Here is a 13,825-nt window from a genome sequence, read left to right as displayed (position 1 = left end):
CATTAACTGGTGAGGGTTTTTATGAATAAAACTGTCAACCTACTGGACGCCGCTTGGCTCCCGGTCCGCTACCTGGATGGGCGCGTGGCCGAGATCGGCCTGGTGCAGCTATTCGCCGATACCGACCGCATCGCCGCCCTGGCCGACACCGCGCCGCCCAGTCTGCTAGCCGAGTACCGTCTGCTGCTGGCCATCCTCAATCGTGCGCTGCGGCGCGGCTTTGGGCGCTGGGATAGTGCCGATCTGGCGCGCTGCTACCGCGAAGGCCTGCCGGTGGCCGCCATTCACGACTATCTGGAGCATTGGCGCGGCGCCTTCAATCTGTTCGATCCGCAGCGCCCCTTTATGCAGGTGGCGGCCCTGGCCCAAGACGAAGCCACTCGCGACAAGGCCAAGCCTTGGTCGCAGATTTCCCTGGCCAGCAGCATCGGCAACAGCCCGGTGCTCTTTGATCATTCTATTGATAGTCAACCCTCCGCCATTCCCGCTGCCGAAGCGCTACGCCATTTGCTGGGCTTTTTGCAGTTCACCCCGGGTGGCTTGGTGAAAACCCTGCGCGACTCCGACAAGGCCGGGCCGCTGGCCAATACCGCCGCCAGTCTGCCCCTAGGGCAAACCCTGGCGCAAACCCTGTTGTTGGCCCTGCACCCGTCGGGGCCGGACGATGACCTGCCTGCCTGGGAAAAACCCCAGCCCACCATAGCCCAATTACGCGCCGAACCCACGCTGGCCAGCGGCCACAACGACCGCTACACCCGGCTGAGCCGTGCCGTGTTGCTGCTGCCCGAGCCCGATGGCGTCACTGTGCGGCAGCTGCGTTTTGCCGCTGGGTTGGCGTTGGCCGACAACGAACAAGCGCCGGACGCCATGGCCAGCTATCGCATGGGCGTCAACAATATGGTGCGGCTGAGCTTTGGCGAGGGCCGGGCGTTTTGGCGCGATTTGGGCGCCTTGCTGCCGCCGAACTCCGCCGACGACAAAGCGCATTCGCTGGCGGCGGCCACCCTGGGCTGGGCCCGGCATTTGCAGCACAGACTGGGGCAGACCGAGCCGCTGAGCGTGATGATCTTGGGTCTGTCCAGCAATCAGGCCAAGCTGGAGCGCTGGCGCGCCGAGCGTTTTGAACTGCCACAACGCGTGCTGGAGCAAGCGGAGGGCGCGGAAGAAGTCCGCGGCAAGCTGCGCGAAGCCGAAGAACTGTACAGCAAGCTGCGCCTGGTCATGGCCGGCATGTTGGCCGCCGTCATGCCAGACCCGGGCCACAAGGACACGCGAGGCCGGGCGCGGGCGCAACTGGACGCCGGCCCGGCGCCGGCGGCCTACTTCAGCGCGCTGGAAAGCCGCTGGCCGCAGTTGTTGGAGCGGATAGGCGCGGAAGCGTTGGAACACGCCGACGTCTATTGGCGGGACGCGCTGCGCCGTGCGGCCAAGCTGGCCTGGGACGCCGCTTGCCGCCAATTGGGCGGCAACGCCGCCGCGCTGAAAGCGCTGGCGCTGGCCGAGCCCGGCTACCTGGCTTTGATCCGTCCCTTGACCCAAGCATCCACGCAAGAGGAGAACAATCATGTCTGAACTGGCGCAGGACTTCGTCAAACACCTGCAAACCCTGGCGGAGCGCAACCGCGGCGCACTGGCCGAGCTGCGCCGCAGCGCCGGTTTCGCGCCGGGCGCCTACCCGCCGGCCTACCCCCATGTCGAGCGCTTTGTGCCAACGGACAGCCATGCCGAGGATAGCTTCCGCCGCGCGCTCTACCTGACCGCCGCGCTGTTTGCCCAACTGCCCAAGCAACAAACCGGCCGCAGCTTTGCCCAGGCCTTTGGCGCGCTGTGGCGGCAGCGGGACAGCGCCAGCCTGGAGCAGCGCTTCGTCACGCTGCTGGATGCCGAACCGGAAACACTGCCCAACTATCTGAGGCAAGCCTTCTCGCTATTGGCGGCTGAGCAGCAAGGCTTGGACTACGCCGCGCTGCTGCAAGATCTGGCCCGCTGGCTATCGTCCTGGCAGCCGCAGCGCTACGACGGCGTCAGCGGCCGCGATCTGGTGCGCCGTAACTGGGCGCGAGACTTTTATCGCCAATCCGCCCCCCTGAACGACTGAACCCCAGCCCCGTATGGAGAGAGCCATGAGTCTGTTTATCGAATTTCATCTGATTCAGAACTTCGCGCCGTCCAATCTTAACCGCGACGATACCGGCGCGCCCAAGGACGCCGTTTTCGGCGGCTACCGCCGCGCGCGCGTCAGCAGCCAGTGCTTCAAACGCGCTGTACGTCTGCAAGCGGATTTTCCCGCCGCCAATCAAGGCGTGCGCACCAAAAAACTGCTGGAACTGCTGCGTGAGCAACTCCAGCAGCGTTTCGGCCTGGCCGGGGAAGAACTGGACGGCCGCATTGAAAGCGCATTGGCCGCCGCCGGGCTCAAACTCAAGGAAGACGGCAAGACCGAATACCTGCTCTTTTTGGGCCAGCAGGAGATAGACGGTTTCGCCAGCCTGATTCACGCCCACTGGGATGAGCTGGCCCCGTCGGCCAATGGCGAGAAAAAGAGCAAGAAAGACGTCAAGGCCAATGTGCCGCCGGAACTGGCCAAACAGGCCAAGGCCATCATGAACGGCGGCAAGGCGCTGGACGTGGCCTTGTTCGGCCGCATGCTGGCGGACCTGCCGGAAGTCAACCAGGATGCCGCCTGCCAGGTGGCGCACGCCATCAGCACCCATCAAGTGGTGCGTGACTTCGACTACTTCACCGCCGTGGACGACAAAGGCAGTGCCGATGAAACCGGCGCCGGCATGATAGGCCAGGTGGAATTCAACTCCGCCACCTTCTACCGCTACGCCGCGCTGGACCCGGCCAAGCTGGCGGGCAATCTGCAAGGCGACCGTGAGCTGGCGCTCGCCGGCGTGCGCGCGCTGGTGCAAGCCATGGCCCGCGCCATTCCCAGCGGCAAGCAAAACACCTTTGCCGCCCACAACCCGCCCAGCTTCATCGGCATCGCCGTCCGCCATGCCAGCCCGCTCAACCTGGCCAATGCTTTTGAAAAACCTGTTTACGCCCGCAACGGCGAAGCGCTCACCGGCCAATCCGTGGCGGCGCTCGCGGGTTACGATGACAAGCTGGCCGGTCCCTATGGCGACGCGCGCGACGCCTGGGCCTATATCGACCTGACCGACGCCTGGCCGCAGGCCAAAGGCGAGCGGCAAACCAGCCTGGCGGCGCTGGCGGATTGGGCCGCCCAACAGGCCGGCGCCGCATGGGAGCGGTGATATGGCCACCCTGCTGCTCAGGCTGGCCGGCCCCATGCAAGCCTGGGGCACCACCAGCCGCTTCGACGAACGCGACAGCGGTCTGGAACCCTCCAAGTCCGGCGTTATCGGCTTGATCTGCGCTGCGCTGGGGCGCGACCGCGCGCAAGCGGTGGACGATCTGGCCGCGCTGCGCATGGGGGTCCGGGTGGATAGAGAGGGCCTGCTGATGCGCGACTACCAAACCGCCACCGGCGTATTGCTCGCTTCAGGCAAGGCCGATCTCAAGCGCACCGTGATCAGCCCCCGCTACTACCTGGCCGACGCGGTGTTTCTGGTGGGGCTGGAAGGCGACGCCGGCCTGCTGCGCCATATCCAGCAAGCCTTGCGTCAGCCGCATTGGCCGCTGGCCTTAGGCCGCAAATCCATGCCGCCGTCGCAGCCGGTTTGGCTGGAAGAGGGCGTGCAGGAGCATGAGCTGGAAGATTGCCTGCGCCATCGTTGGCCGCGCTTGGCTCCGCCCCAGCGCGAGCAAGCCGGTCAGCCGCTGCGCCTGATGTTGGAACATCCGTCGGAAGGCGCGGTGAGGCTGGACCAACCCGTGGCGCCGTTTGCCGAACGCCGCTTCGGCCCCCGCTTTGTCAAATCGGAGGTGGCGGATGTACCTGACACAACTGACGCTTGACCCCGGCCACCCCGCCGCGCGGCGGGATCTGGCCAATGCCTACGACATGCACCGCAGCCTATGCCGCGCCTTCGTCGCCGCGGCCGACGATATCCCGCCGCGCTTTCTGTGGCGGCTGGAACGCTGCGACGCAGAAGCCGGCGTAGCCGTATTGCTGCTGCAATCGCCGGAGCCTGGCCATTGGCAGGCACTGGCGCAAGTGCGAGCCGTACAATGCAAGCCGCTGCCGCTGGAGCAACTGATCGAGACGGATCGCCGCTATCGTTTCCGCCTGCTGGCCAATCCCACCGTCACCCGTGGCGGCAAACGCTATGGTCTGCTGCGGGAAGAAGAGCAACTGGCCTGGCTGACGCGGCAGTTGCAGCAGGCCGGCGCCGTGCCGCAGCGGGTGGAGCGCAGTCTCAGCCAGCAGTGGCGGCTGCGCAAGCCGGGCGGCGTCATCACCCTGCAAGCGGCGCGTTTCGACGGCGTGCTGGCGGTGGACAACGCCCAACGGCTGCGCGCGGCGGTGGCCGCCGGCCTGGGGCACGCCAAGGCCATGGGCCTGGGCCTGCTGTCCCTGGCTCCGGCTTAAGGACGGCGGCGATGGCGCAATGGCTGCCGCCGCTCAAGCCGCTCCCCATCAAGGAGCGGCTGTCGGTGCTGTTTGTCGAACGCTGTCAGTTGGATGTGCTGGACGGCGCCTTTGTCGCCGTGGACGCGGGCGGCGTGCGCACCCACATCCCGGTGGGCGGCGTGGCCTGCCTGATGCTGGAACCCGGCGTCCGCGCCTCCCACGCCGCCTGCAAGCTGGCAGCCCAAGTGGGCACGCTGCTGGTGTGGGTGGGCGAGGCCGGCGTCCGGCTCTATTCCGCCGGCCAGCCCGGCGGCGCGCGGGCCGATCGCCTGCTCTATCAGGCCCGGCTGGCGCTGGACGACGACGCCCGGCTCAAAGTGGTGCGGGAAATGTACCGCCGCCGGTTTGGAGAGGAACCGCCGCAACGGCGCAGCGTGGAGCAATTGCGCGGCATTGAAGGCGCGCGGGTGCGCGCCCTATACCAGCAACTGGCCCAGCACTATGGCGTGAAATGGCGGGCGCGCAATTACGACCGCGAAGACTGGGACCAGGCCGATGTCCCCAACCGCTGCCTGTCGGCCGCCACCGCCTGCCTGTATGGCGTGGCCGAAGCGGCGGTGCTGGCCGCCGGCTACGCTCCCGCCATCGGCTTCATCCACAGCGGCAAGCCGCTGTCCTTCGTATACGATGTGGCCGACATCTACAAATTTGAAACCGTGGCGCCGGTGGCGTTTGCGGTGGCGGCCAAGCCGTCGGCAAATGTGGAGCGGGAAGTGAGGCAGCGCTGCCGCGACATGTTCCGCAAAACCAGGCTGTTGGAACGCATCATCCCGGACATTGAAACGCTGCTGGCGGCCGGTGGTCTGGACGCGCCGCAGCAGCAGGGCGTGGTGGAAGCCGCTTTCCCTGAGGAGGAAGGGTTGGGAGATGCTGGTCATCGTACTTGAAAACGCTCCCCCCAGACTGCGCGGCCGGCTGGCCATCTGGCTGCTGGAAATTCGCGCCGGCGTTTATGTGGGCGCTTACAATCGCAAGATTCGCGACTACTTGTGGCAGCAAGTGGAAACCGGGCTGGAAGACGGCAATGCCGTCATGGCCTGGCAAACCGTCAATGAAGCCGGCTTCGATTTTGTCACCCTGGGCGTCAACCGCCGCATGCCGGTGGCTTTCGACGGCGCACAGCTGGTTTCTTTTCTACCTCTACCAACCGATGACGCCGTCGAGGCATCGGCCTCATTTCCTGCACCGTGAGAATCCGGTTAGCAAGCGATAAAAGTTGGTGGCTTTTGGGGTGTCATTTTTCGTATTTAAAATCAATCTCTTGTAAATGGTGTGTTCCCCACGGGTGTGGGGATGAACCGGGCTCCCAATCGACAGCCAGGTAGCGGGCAACGTGTTCCCCACGGGTGTGGGGATGAACCGAACGCGCCAGGGATGAGGGAGGTGTTGAAAGCGGTGTTCCCCACGGGTGTGGGGATGAACCGCTGTCTCCCGTCGCTTGACGCACCGGCCCCTTGTGTTCCCCACGGGTGTGGGGATGAACCGCGCGTAGTTCGAACTGAACACGGCTACGCGGTGTGTTCCCCACGGGTGTGGGGATGAACCGCTGGTGGCCAGCGCCACCGCGCCCGGACTCTCGTGTTCCCCACGGGTGTGGGGATGAACCGCGCTGGGCATCCAATGGACCAACCTGGGCGACGTGTTCCCCACGGGTGTGGGGATGAACCGTCGCGGCGCATGTCGATCACAGCCTGCTGATAGTGTTCCCCACGGGTGTGGGGATGAACCGCCCGCTCATGGCGGGCTTGTTTTCTCAATGCCGTGTTCCCCACGGGTGTGGGGATGAACCTGGGAAGAGGACTTGCAGTGGTCCTCGGTGACCGTGTTCCCCACGGGTGTGGGGATGAACCGGTGTGTTGCTGCTCAATCAGCCGCGGGTAACGGTGTTCCCCACGGGTGTGGGGATGAACCGCTGCAAGACGCAAGCGCCCCTTGCTCGTCCTCGTGTTCCCCACGGGTGTGGGGATGAACCGCAGGCAGCTCTGCACCATGCCGACGTCCAAGCCGTGTTCCCCACGGGTGTGGGGATGAACCGACCCGTCCCAGCCCCACATTACCCAGATCGCTGTGTTCCCCACGGGTGTGGGGATGAACCGATGATCCACAATTTCTACAAGCAGGCCGACCTGTGTTCCCCACGGGAGTGGGGATGAACCGGTGGCTGGCCACCGCACCAGCGGCGGCGTGCTGTGTTCCCCACGGGTGCGGGGATGAACCGAACAAGTCCATGGCTAGAGACACGGTCACTCCGTGTTCCCCACGGGTGTGGGGATGAGCCGGATGACTTGCACCGCCTTTTTGATCGTCTGGTGTGTTCCCCACGGTTGTGGGGGTGAAGCCATGCCCGCATCTAGCAAACCCAGCGCGGTTTGTCTTTGGCTACTGCTCGCTTTTTGGCAACAAATTCCTGCTCAAATTGCAAAATTCAAATATTGCTATTGACCAAGCCGGTGTTTTGCGAGTATTCTTGTCGCGATTTTCAAGCGCTATATCTATCGATACCTCAGTTGTCCATACAAGTTGGTCTGCTTTGTTTCCTTATCTATTCCTTGACTATCATGCTTTCAGGCAATTTATTGCCCTTAATCTGAACACCAAGGAGTGAATTATGGAAACTGGTATCGTTAAATTTTTCAATGACGCAAAAGGTTTTGGCTTTATTACCCCGGACAATGGCGGCGATGATCTTTTCGCTCACTTTTCCGAAATTCGCGCAGACGGCTTCAAGTCCCTGCATGAAGGTCAAAAAGTAAGCTACACCCGAGCAATGGGCCAGAAAGGCCCGGCTGCAACCGCGATCCAGCCGCTCTAAGCATTATCGCTGCAATAAAAAAGCCCCGTATGGGGCTTTTTGCGTATGCATAGATGTCGAGTAAATGAAAAAGCCGGTCTTAAAGACCGGCTTTTTTTATTGCTCAGCAGCAATGTGCGTATCGGCGAGCTAGCTGTCGCATGGCCGCCGGATGCTTGTTTGGGCAGGAAGCCGTTTTTTCCCGCTTAGTAAGCCCATGCCCCCAGCTCCCGCCGGGGGCCTCCCTTTACGGACTCTTCTTCAACACCCGTCGCTCCAGCAAGGAGCGCTCCACCTGCGCGTCCATCATCCGGTGCTGATGGTCGGTGTAGGCGTAGACATTCATCCGCCTTGCGCTGAGCGAGATCAGCCGCTCAAGGTGGTTGAAAAAGCCCAGCCAGTAGCCGCGCTGCTCGGTGCGGCTGAAGTCGATGTCGCGGGCGACTCGGCTGAGCAGGCCCTGGCCCACGTAAGCCGGGTTGTCCTTGAACCATTGCAGCAGATGGGCGGCGCATTCCCGGCCGTAGGCCTGGGCCTGGGCGGGGGTGGCCGGCGCGGACGGCATGTGCCAGTAATGCGGGTAGGTGCGTCCGGGAAGGCGGATGACGAAGGGCAGCAGGACTTCCTGGGTTTCTAGGGCCGGGGTGCGGTAGCGCCGTCGGCGCGGGAAGAGGGATTGCGGCATGTCGTTACTCCTGCGATGAAACAAGATTAACAAGCTGCCTATCCAGGAAAGGATTTGGCAGGCGCGTGATGGGATTGGCATTACCGGCACGTCAACGGCGAGCGCATAGCGCTCTCCCACCATGCACCTGCCGTCAGGTCATGGCAAAACACAAGCATGTACGTGAACGTACATGCCTGCTGTTGACGCGCTGCGAGATGCCAATCTCGGTGCCGTTTTTTGCGGCACGCGGGGATTGTTGCCGACTATGCGGGCAGGGTCAAGGCGCGGCGGCCGCGTTTCAGCCGGCATGCTGAGCGGAGCAAGCCGGCTGGGGGTGTTGGCGGCGGCGGGCTAGAATCGATAGTTCCATCTCAGACGGAGCTTGAACATGATTGTCAGAACATGGCATGGCTGTGTGCCGCGGCGGCACGAGACGGGGTTTGCTGCGCACCTGGAACAGACCGGCGTCCAGCACTCCAGAAGCATCGCCGGCAACCTGGGGGCTTTTGTCCGCCAGGAAGAGCAGGGGGAGTGGACGCATTTCTTTTTGGCGACTTACTGGGTGGATTTGGAGGCGGTCAAGGCGTTTGCCGGCGACAACTGCCATGTCGCCGTCACTTACCCGGACGATGAGCAGTTTGAGCTGTTGTCCGATCCTTATGTGTTTCAGCATGAAGTCAGCGAAATCGCCCCGTTGTAAGCCCCCGTTCAATGTCTGCCGCGCGCCGGCGCGGTCGGCGTTGAAAAGGTCATCGATTTAATCGCTATTCGCCTGCTCATCTGGGCGTGGCTGCTGTTGCGGCGTCATCACCGGCTCAGCCTGCCGGCGCTCAACGTTCTCCGCCTCGTGCTGAGGCGACGATGCCTCTTTGTTCTCTCTCTTGAACATATCGGGCGGGCTTGGCATCCGCATCAGTTGCTGCTGCATGCGCAAACTGTCCGTTATGGATTGGTGGATTTGCTTGAACGCCGGGTGAGAGGGGGAGAATGAATCCGCGGAGACCGCCGTGCTGTAAAGCGCTAGCGGCAGCAGAAGGGCGTGGATACGCATCTTGTTCCTGACAAAGTATCTGGCCGCGGGGGACGCGGCGCTTGGCTGTATGGCTTGGCTGGCGCGCTTCCGCTGTGAGGAGGCGCGTGGCTGGACTGAAGACAGGCGGACGGAAGCGAACGCCTGAAAGATAGAGGATTCTATCTAACCATGGACAAAGGTCAAGCCCACGGAAAATCCGCCGCCTGGCGCAGCGCGTGGGCAAGGGGGCGTCGCGGGAGCGTGGGTTTAGGCCGGCGCGCGGATCAAGTCGCGGATGCCGGCTTCCACCGCGGCCGGGTAGTCGAAGCCGGCGCGGGCGGCCACTTCGCGCGCCACTTGGCTGTACAGCCGCAGCGTGGCGTGGAAGGCGCGTTCGGCGTCGGCGGCGTCGAAGCGGCCAAATACCTGATGCAGCGCCTGCCAGTGTGCCGGCTCGGCCCAGTGTTGCAGCCGGGTGCCGATATGCCAGCAGTCCGCCGCTGCGCCGGGGCGGCTATGGGCGTGCCATTCCAGCATTTCCAGCAGCAGTTCCTTCATGGTCCAGTCCCTGAATTTGACGACGAACAGCTCGCCGCGCGCCAGGTATGTGGGGATGTGAAAGGCCTCGAACCAGAATTCCTCCACCCGTTCGCGGAAGCGCTCCTCGCTGGGCAAGGCCGGAGCGGCGGGGCGGCCTTGCGGCGCGGGCAGGTCTTGGGCCACGCCGGTTTTGTCCAGCAGCACGCGGTAGCCGCGCTGGTACAGCGGGTCCAGCCCATGCTCGCGCATGGCTTGCAGCCGGGCGGGGCCGGCCAGGGTGAGGTCGAGTTTGACGCCGTCGCCGTAGATGGCCAGGCGGGTGGGCCAGGCTTGGCCTTCGCCCAGGCGCAGCACGGTGAGCAGGGGGCCGATGTCGCGCAGCCAGCCGTCGTTCGCGGCCAGCGCCGCCGGGTTCGGGCCGATGATTTCCAGGTCCAGATCGGAGTGAATGTCGGCGCTGCCGTCGTCGCGGGCAAAGGAGCCGGTGAGGATCAGCGCGTCCACGTCCGGGCGGCTGTGCGCCCAGGCGATGGCGCTTTCCAAGCGCGGGTTTTGCGGGGCGAGGCTCAACATGCGGGGCGCTTTCGGCGGGTGATGGGTTTGGGTAGGCCGTCGCCGGGCGGGGAAGTTCCGGTTTCAAGCCACAGCGGGTCTGCCGCTGCTGGATTTGAGCTTAGCGCGCGGCGGGCACTCCCAGGCTGTTCAAGGTTTCGGTCGTCATCAAGCTGGTGACCGGCAGGCCTTGCATGGTTTGGTAGCGGGTGAGCGCCGCCCGGGTTGCCGTGCCGAACACGCCGTCAATGCCGCCGCTGTAAAGCTTCAGGCGGGTCAGTGCAATCTGTACCCGCATGATTTGCAGCCTTCTCTTTTCGGCCAAGGATTGAACCGAGTTGGTTTGCGTGGCAGGGGCGCTGGCCGCGGCGGTGGGCCTGGAACGGTTGTAAGAGGGGGTTGAGTGGCTGCGCGGGTAGATCGTGCTGTTGGATGAACTGCCGCTGTCGTCTATGGGGGCGGGGTTATAGCTGTAGCCGCCACCAGACCCGGAGTAATGAGAAGAGTGGGAGGAGTGCGATGAATGTGAGCTATGGCTGGAGTGGGAGCGGTGCGATGCGAACAGATTGTCCAGCGGGCCGTTCAGCGGGCGGAGTTGCACCGGGTCAAGTTTCAGCGGCTCTAACGCCGGCGCATCGTTCAGCGTGGCGGCGCTTGCCTTTCCCGAGACCAGCGGTAGTCCGGCCAGGAAGAGGGTGAGTGATTTAATGAACTTGCTCATGGGTGTGCCTCATTGAAATGGCTTTGATTGCAGTGGGTTTCCAGCCGCGCTCATGCCAGGCGAAAAGACCGGAACAGGAGGATTGAACGGAGCAGCCTTGGCATTCGGGGGCATAAACTTGCTTCCAGTCCGAAATGCTGCGATGCGCATCAGGCCAGAGCGTTTCCGGCAAGGCGCACAGCGGGGCGTTCATGAGTACGTAAGGCACACGGCCGCGGCGCAAAGCGGTGGCGCCGGCAAGCAGTTGGGGCTGCCAGGCGCGCAAGTCGACTTCGCAGAGCTCGCGGTTGGCCAACGCAAAGCCGATGGGTTCACAGCCCATGAGGGCCACTTGCTGGACAAAGGGCAGGTTGCGGGCAATGAAGTGGCAGAGTTCGGACAACTCTCGCAGCACCGGTTCAATGAGGACGATGCGCAGCTGTATGGGTTGCTGGAAGTCTTGCAGCGTCAGCAAACCTTCCAGCGTCTGTTCAAAAGCGCCGGGGGACTGCACGACGAAGTCATGCAAGAAATCAACGTGTCCGTAAAGTGGCACGAGCCAGCGCACGGGTTGTGCCAAATCCTGCAGCAGGCTTTGCGCCAGCGGCGCTTTGGCAAAGAGCCGGCCATTGGTGAGGACCTCCAGACCGGTTTGCGGGTGCAGGCGCTGAAAGGTGTCGATCACTTCTCTCAGCGCGGGCCCCGTCAGCAGCGGCTCGCCGCCGCTGATGCCAAGCAGGGAGGGCGATGTCTTGATGTGGCGAGCCAGTTGCAAGGCTTCGTCTACCAGCCAGGAGTCGTCGTGCTGAGTGGGCGGTTGCGAACACATCAAACAATAGCTATTGCACCGGTTGGTCAGAAACAGGGAGTGGTGTAGATCGCTTTGGCGATAAATGATGTGGGCGTGTTTTGAGCCTGGGGTCAGGGTAAGGATGTCTTCTTGTTCCAGGCTGTCGGGAGGTCCGATAACCGCCGGCATGGCGCTTAGGAGCGCCGCATCGTTGTTTGGGAGGTAGGCGGCCACATTGCTCAGGCCGGCTTGCGTCAACGTTTCCAGTTGACGCAGTTCTTCCGGGGAGGATGCGGGCACCAGAAAATTCAAATCCGGTTCCCATTCTTGCTGTAAGCCGGAAAGCGTGCAGACGCGGCAGAGTTGACGTCGTTGGATGCCCTGCAGCTTGACTGCCAGTTTACGCATGGGCTTCGCCCTCCGCTCTTGGGTGGGCCCAGCGATGCGCAATATCGAGGAACGCTGGCTGGCCCTCTTGCAGCAGGGTGAACATCAGGTCGAACATCCATTGGCTTTTCTGGCAATGCTCGGTGAAGTGTACCGGGGCGTAGGGGCTGCCGAACTGACTTTGGGCGTTGACGGGATCAGGGCCGCAGTAAGCGTTGTAAGCGCAGCTTTGGCAGCCGGGGGTGAATTCCACCAGGCTGGCTTGGATCAAGTTGCGCTGCGTTTCCGAGTTCAGCAGCGACTCAAGCGGCTCTCCAATACGGCCAAGCCGTAGGGAGTTGTCTCCCATTTCTTTCAACATGCGAGCTTCGTCTCCGGGGTAGACAAAGCCGTCGTAGTTGTAGAGCAAGCAAGCCAGGCCGGCGCCGGTGGGGCTTTGCAGATCGACGAAGCCGCCATCGAAAGGGGAGAGAATTTTGTTCAGGTGGATTGCCGCGGAGACTTCCACCAAGGGCGTGCCCTGCCGGTTCCAATACAAGACCCGTTCCAGTGCGGCTTGATAGAAAGTCTGGAATTCCTCCAGGCTGTAGCCCAATTTGACTTGGTTGCGGCGAGCGAAGCCGTAGGAGCTTAGCCTCCGGATAAAAATGTCGCCAAACCCCAGCTCTACATATTCATCGACAATGGCTTCCGCCTGGCTTAGGGAGTCCCGCGTGGTGGTCATCAAGGCGGAGACGGCGTCGTGGCCCAGTAGCTCCCTAGCCATTTCAATGCCGGCTACCGTTCGCTCATAGGCGTTGCGTGTAGGGGTTGGGCGGTTTTTGTTGTGGAGCGAGGCTGGACCATCGATGCTGGTGGACAAATAGATTTGATGCTGTCGGAAGAAGTCGCACATTGCGGGCGTCAGTTGGTGCAATGTCGACGCGACCACGAAGCGCAGCCGGCGTTGCTCGCTTTGATTGCGTTCCAGCAGGTAGTCCACGGCCTGACGTATCAGGTCGAAACGCAGCAGAGGGTCTCCGCCCTGGAACTCCACCGTCAAGGTGGGAGATGGGCTTTCAAAGATGGTGTCGCAGGCGGCAATGAGGTCGGCCGGCGACATGGAATGGCCATCGTCTTCAAGAGAGCGGCTGACCTGGCAGTAGCGACAGGTGTGAGCGCACTGCAAGGTGGGGACGATCAGGTGCAGGCTTGGGCCTGTCAGCACGGTTTCACGCTTGGCGGCGATGCGGGAGGCTAGTAAGCGCAGAGAGCCGCGTGAATGGGCGCTGCCCATGAAGAATTTGGATTGCAGTTCGGCGCGCTTGGTATGAGGAAGGTTGGCCGGCGCGTTGATCAGCATGTCCAGCTCCGTCGCTTGCAGGAAGGCATGATCGCCGGTGGCGCTGATTGCGACGAGAGAAGCGTCAGGGAGCCGCCGGAATTGAAACGGGTATACAGAAGGCGAGAGTGGCATCTTAGCGCCCCAGTGTTCGGCGTAGGATGCCTTCAATCGACGCGCGGATGTCTGTACAGGACTTCAAGTGAATTTCTTTTCTCAGCCTTTGATCAAGAAGGGCCTGAATCAAACGTTGTTGAAACGCTGCTGCGGACAGTTCATTTTCTATGGCTGCCTCCAAGGCCGGGACGTCGTTCTCATCCAAAGAGACTCTCGTGGCGCCGGGACAGAATATCAGGGCTGAGGCGAGTTCTTCCGACGTCACGGGAAAGGGCAAGGAGATAGGGTGCCATTGGTAGGGGCGGGCAAGCTCTATCACGCTGATTGTTGGTTCTGCCATGCCAATAGCCTGCTCATTTCCCGTTAGTCAATTGGAGACATGTGCAAGCATATTCCATGCTATGTGCA

At 62.7% G+C, this 13,825-nt stretch carries 16 protein-coding genes and 1 CRISPR repeat array; of the genes, 9 read left to right on the top strand and 7 right to left on the bottom strand.

Features of this window, described 5'->3' with window-relative positions; translation table 11 throughout:
• The first annotated feature begins 21 nt into the window (after positions 1-21).
• The 8 genes from casA (at position 22) to JC616_RS14360 (ending at position 7,352) form a co-directional block, all read left to right on the top strand.
• Positions 22-1,572, top strand: a complete 1,551-nt coding sequence (casA, locus tag JC616_RS14395) for a type I-E CRISPR-associated protein Cse1/CasA (RefSeq protein ID WP_227103837.1) — start codon at positions 22-24, stop codon at positions 1,570-1,572.
• Entirely contained in the window at positions 1,565-2,098 is a 534-nt protein-coding gene (gene casB, locus JC616_RS14390; RefSeq protein WP_227103835.1) for a type I-E CRISPR-associated protein Cse2/CasB, read from the top strand. Before casA ends, casB begins: the two co-directional genes overlap by 8 nt.
• Positions 2,099-2,123: 25 nt before the next feature.
• A complete protein-coding gene (gene cas7e / locus JC616_RS14385) occupies positions 2,124-3,260 on the top strand; it encodes a type I-E CRISPR-associated protein Cas7/Cse4/CasC (protein WP_227103833.1) in 1,137 nt (378 codons plus the stop codon).
• Position 3,261: 1 nt separating this feature from the next.
• Positions 3,262-3,924, top strand: a complete 663-nt coding sequence (gene cas5e / locus JC616_RS14380) for a type I-E CRISPR-associated protein Cas5/CasD (protein ID WP_227103831.1) — start codon at positions 3,262-3,264, stop codon at positions 3,922-3,924.
• The gene (gene cas6e, locus JC616_RS14375) at positions 3,899-4,498 is read left to right on the top strand and encodes a type I-E CRISPR-associated protein Cas6/Cse3/CasE (RefSeq protein WP_107799525.1); all 600 of its coding nucleotides are present in this window, start codon (positions 3,899-3,901) and stop codon (positions 4,496-4,498) included. The genes cas5e and cas6e overlap by 26 nt, the downstream gene beginning before the upstream one ends.
• A gap of 11 nt (positions 4,499-4,509) precedes the next feature.
• On the top strand, positions 4,510-5,427 hold the full coding sequence (gene cas1e / locus JC616_RS14370; RefSeq protein WP_107799524.1) for a type I-E CRISPR-associated endonuclease Cas1e: 918 nt from the start codon (positions 4,510-4,512) through the stop codon (positions 5,425-5,427).
• The gene (cas2e, locus tag JC616_RS14365; protein ID WP_227103829.1) at positions 5,408-5,731 is read left to right on the top strand and encodes a type I-E CRISPR-associated endoribonuclease Cas2e; all 324 of its coding nucleotides are present in this window, start codon (positions 5,408-5,410) and stop codon (positions 5,729-5,731) included. Before cas1e ends, cas2e begins: the two co-directional genes overlap by 20 nt.
• A gap of 81 nt (positions 5,732-5,812) precedes the next feature.
• Positions 5,813-6,880: direct repeats of the CRISPR family, unit length 29 nt; unit sequence GTGTTCCCCACGGGTGTGGGGATGAACCG.
• Between the two features lie 268 nt (positions 6,881-7,148).
• Positions 7,149-7,352 (top strand): cold-shock protein, encoded by a 204-nt coding sequence (locus tag JC616_RS14360; RefSeq protein WP_107799522.1) that lies wholly within the window; start codon positions 7,149-7,151, stop codon positions 7,350-7,352.
• A 226-nt stretch (positions 7,353-7,578) separates the two neighbouring features.
• Here JC616_RS14360 and JC616_RS14355 read toward each other — a convergent pair whose 3' ends face one another.
• Positions 7,579-8,016: a hypothetical protein gene (locus tag JC616_RS14355; protein ID WP_227103827.1), complete on the bottom strand. Its 438-nt coding sequence runs from the start codon at positions 8,014-8,016 to the stop codon at positions 7,579-7,581.
• 370 nt (positions 8,017-8,386) lie between these two features.
• Here JC616_RS14355 and JC616_RS14350 point away from each other — a divergent pair, with 370 nt between their 5' ends.
• Positions 8,387-8,698: a hypothetical protein gene (locus JC616_RS14350; protein ID WP_227103825.1), complete on the top strand. Its 312-nt coding sequence runs from the start codon at positions 8,387-8,389 to the stop codon at positions 8,696-8,698.
• A 57-nt stretch (positions 8,699-8,755) separates the two neighbouring features.
• Here the strand turns inward: JC616_RS14350 and JC616_RS14345 are convergent, their stop codons facing one another.
• The 6 genes from JC616_RS14345 to JC616_RS14320 form a co-directional block, all read right to left on the bottom strand.
• On the bottom strand, positions 8,756-9,049 hold the full coding sequence (locus tag JC616_RS14345; RefSeq protein WP_227103823.1) for a hypothetical protein: 294 nt from the start codon (positions 9,047-9,049) through the stop codon (positions 8,756-8,758).
• A 228-nt stretch (positions 9,050-9,277) separates the two neighbouring features.
• Positions 9,278-10,123 (bottom strand): aminoglycoside 6-adenylyltransferase, encoded by an 846-nt coding sequence (locus tag JC616_RS14340; protein ID WP_227103821.1) that lies wholly within the window; start codon positions 10,121-10,123, stop codon positions 9,278-9,280.
• A 100-nt stretch (positions 10,124-10,223) separates the two neighbouring features.
• Positions 10,224-10,823, bottom strand: a complete 600-nt coding sequence (hxsA, locus tag JC616_RS14335) for a His-Xaa-Ser repeat protein HxsA (protein WP_227103819.1) — start codon at positions 10,821-10,823, stop codon at positions 10,224-10,226.
• Positions 10,807-12,000: a His-Xaa-Ser system radical SAM maturase HxsC gene (gene hxsC, locus JC616_RS14330; protein ID WP_227103817.1), complete on the bottom strand. Its 1,194-nt coding sequence runs from the start codon at positions 11,998-12,000 to the stop codon at positions 10,807-10,809. The genes hxsA and hxsC overlap by 17 nt, the downstream gene beginning before the upstream one ends.
• Positions 11,993-13,435, bottom strand: a complete 1,443-nt coding sequence (hxsB, locus tag JC616_RS14325; RefSeq protein WP_227103815.1) for a His-Xaa-Ser system radical SAM maturase HxsB — start codon at positions 13,433-13,435, stop codon at positions 11,993-11,995. Before hxsB ends, hxsC begins: the two co-directional genes overlap by 8 nt.
• A gap of 1 nt (position 13,436) precedes the next feature.
• Entirely contained in the window at positions 13,437-13,757 is a 321-nt protein-coding gene (locus JC616_RS14320; RefSeq protein ID WP_227103813.1) for a hypothetical protein, read from the bottom strand.
• Positions 13,758-13,825 lie beyond the last annotated feature (68 nt).

The organism is Chromobacterium rhizoryzae (assembly GCF_020544465.1).
Lineage (GTDB): Bacteria > Pseudomonadota > Gammaproteobacteria > Burkholderiales > Chromobacteriaceae > Chromobacterium.
The sequence above is the reverse complement of the archived record's forward strand: the minus strand, read 5'-3'. Positions and strand labels throughout refer to the sequence as shown.

Coding starts and splice junctions, on each gene's coding strand:
- JC616_RS14320 (WP_227103813.1), bottom strand. CDS start 13,757: ATGGCAGAACCAACAATCAGCGTGATAGAGCTTGCCCGCCCCTACCAA.
- cas5e (WP_227103831.1), top strand. CDS start 3,262: ATGGCCACCCTGCTGCTCAGGCTGGCCGGCCCCATGCAAGCCTGGGGC.
- hxsA (WP_227103819.1), bottom strand. CDS start 10,823: ATGAGCAAGTTCATTAAATCACTCACCCTCTTCCTGGCCGGACTACCG.
- JC616_RS14340 (WP_227103821.1), bottom strand. CDS start 10,123: ATGTTGAGCCTCGCCCCGCAAAACCCGCGCTTGGAAAGCGCCATCGCC.
- cas1e (WP_107799524.1), top strand. CDS start 4,510: ATGGCGCAATGGCTGCCGCCGCTCAAGCCGCTCCCCATCAAGGAGCGG.
- hxsB (WP_227103815.1), bottom strand. CDS start 13,435: ATGCCACTCTCGCCTTCTGTATACCCGTTTCAATTCCGGCGGCTCCCT.
- cas6e (WP_107799525.1), top strand. CDS start 3,899: ATGTACCTGACACAACTGACGCTTGACCCCGGCCACCCCGCCGCGCGG.
- cas7e (WP_227103833.1), top strand. CDS start 2,124: ATGAGTCTGTTTATCGAATTTCATCTGATTCAGAACTTCGCGCCGTCC.
- cas2e (WP_227103829.1), top strand. CDS start 5,408: ATGCTGGTCATCGTACTTGAAAACGCTCCCCCCAGACTGCGCGGCCGG.
- JC616_RS14350 (WP_227103825.1), top strand. CDS start 8,387: ATGATTGTCAGAACATGGCATGGCTGTGTGCCGCGGCGGCACGAGACG.
- JC616_RS14360 (WP_107799522.1), top strand. CDS start 7,149: ATGGAAACTGGTATCGTTAAATTTTTCAATGACGCAAAAGGTTTTGGC.
- JC616_RS14355 (WP_227103827.1), bottom strand. CDS start 8,016: ATGCCGCAATCCCTCTTCCCGCGCCGACGGCGCTACCGCACCCCGGCC.
- JC616_RS14345 (WP_227103823.1), bottom strand. CDS start 9,049: ATGCGTATCCACGCCCTTCTGCTGCCGCTAGCGCTTTACAGCACGGCG.
- casA (WP_227103837.1), top strand. CDS start 22: ATGAATAAAACTGTCAACCTACTGGACGCCGCTTGGCTCCCGGTCCGC.
- hxsC (WP_227103817.1), bottom strand. CDS start 12,000: ATGCGTAAACTGGCAGTCAAGCTGCAGGGCATCCAACGACGTCAACTC.
- casB (WP_227103835.1), top strand. CDS start 1,565: ATGTCTGAACTGGCGCAGGACTTCGTCAAACACCTGCAAACCCTGGCG.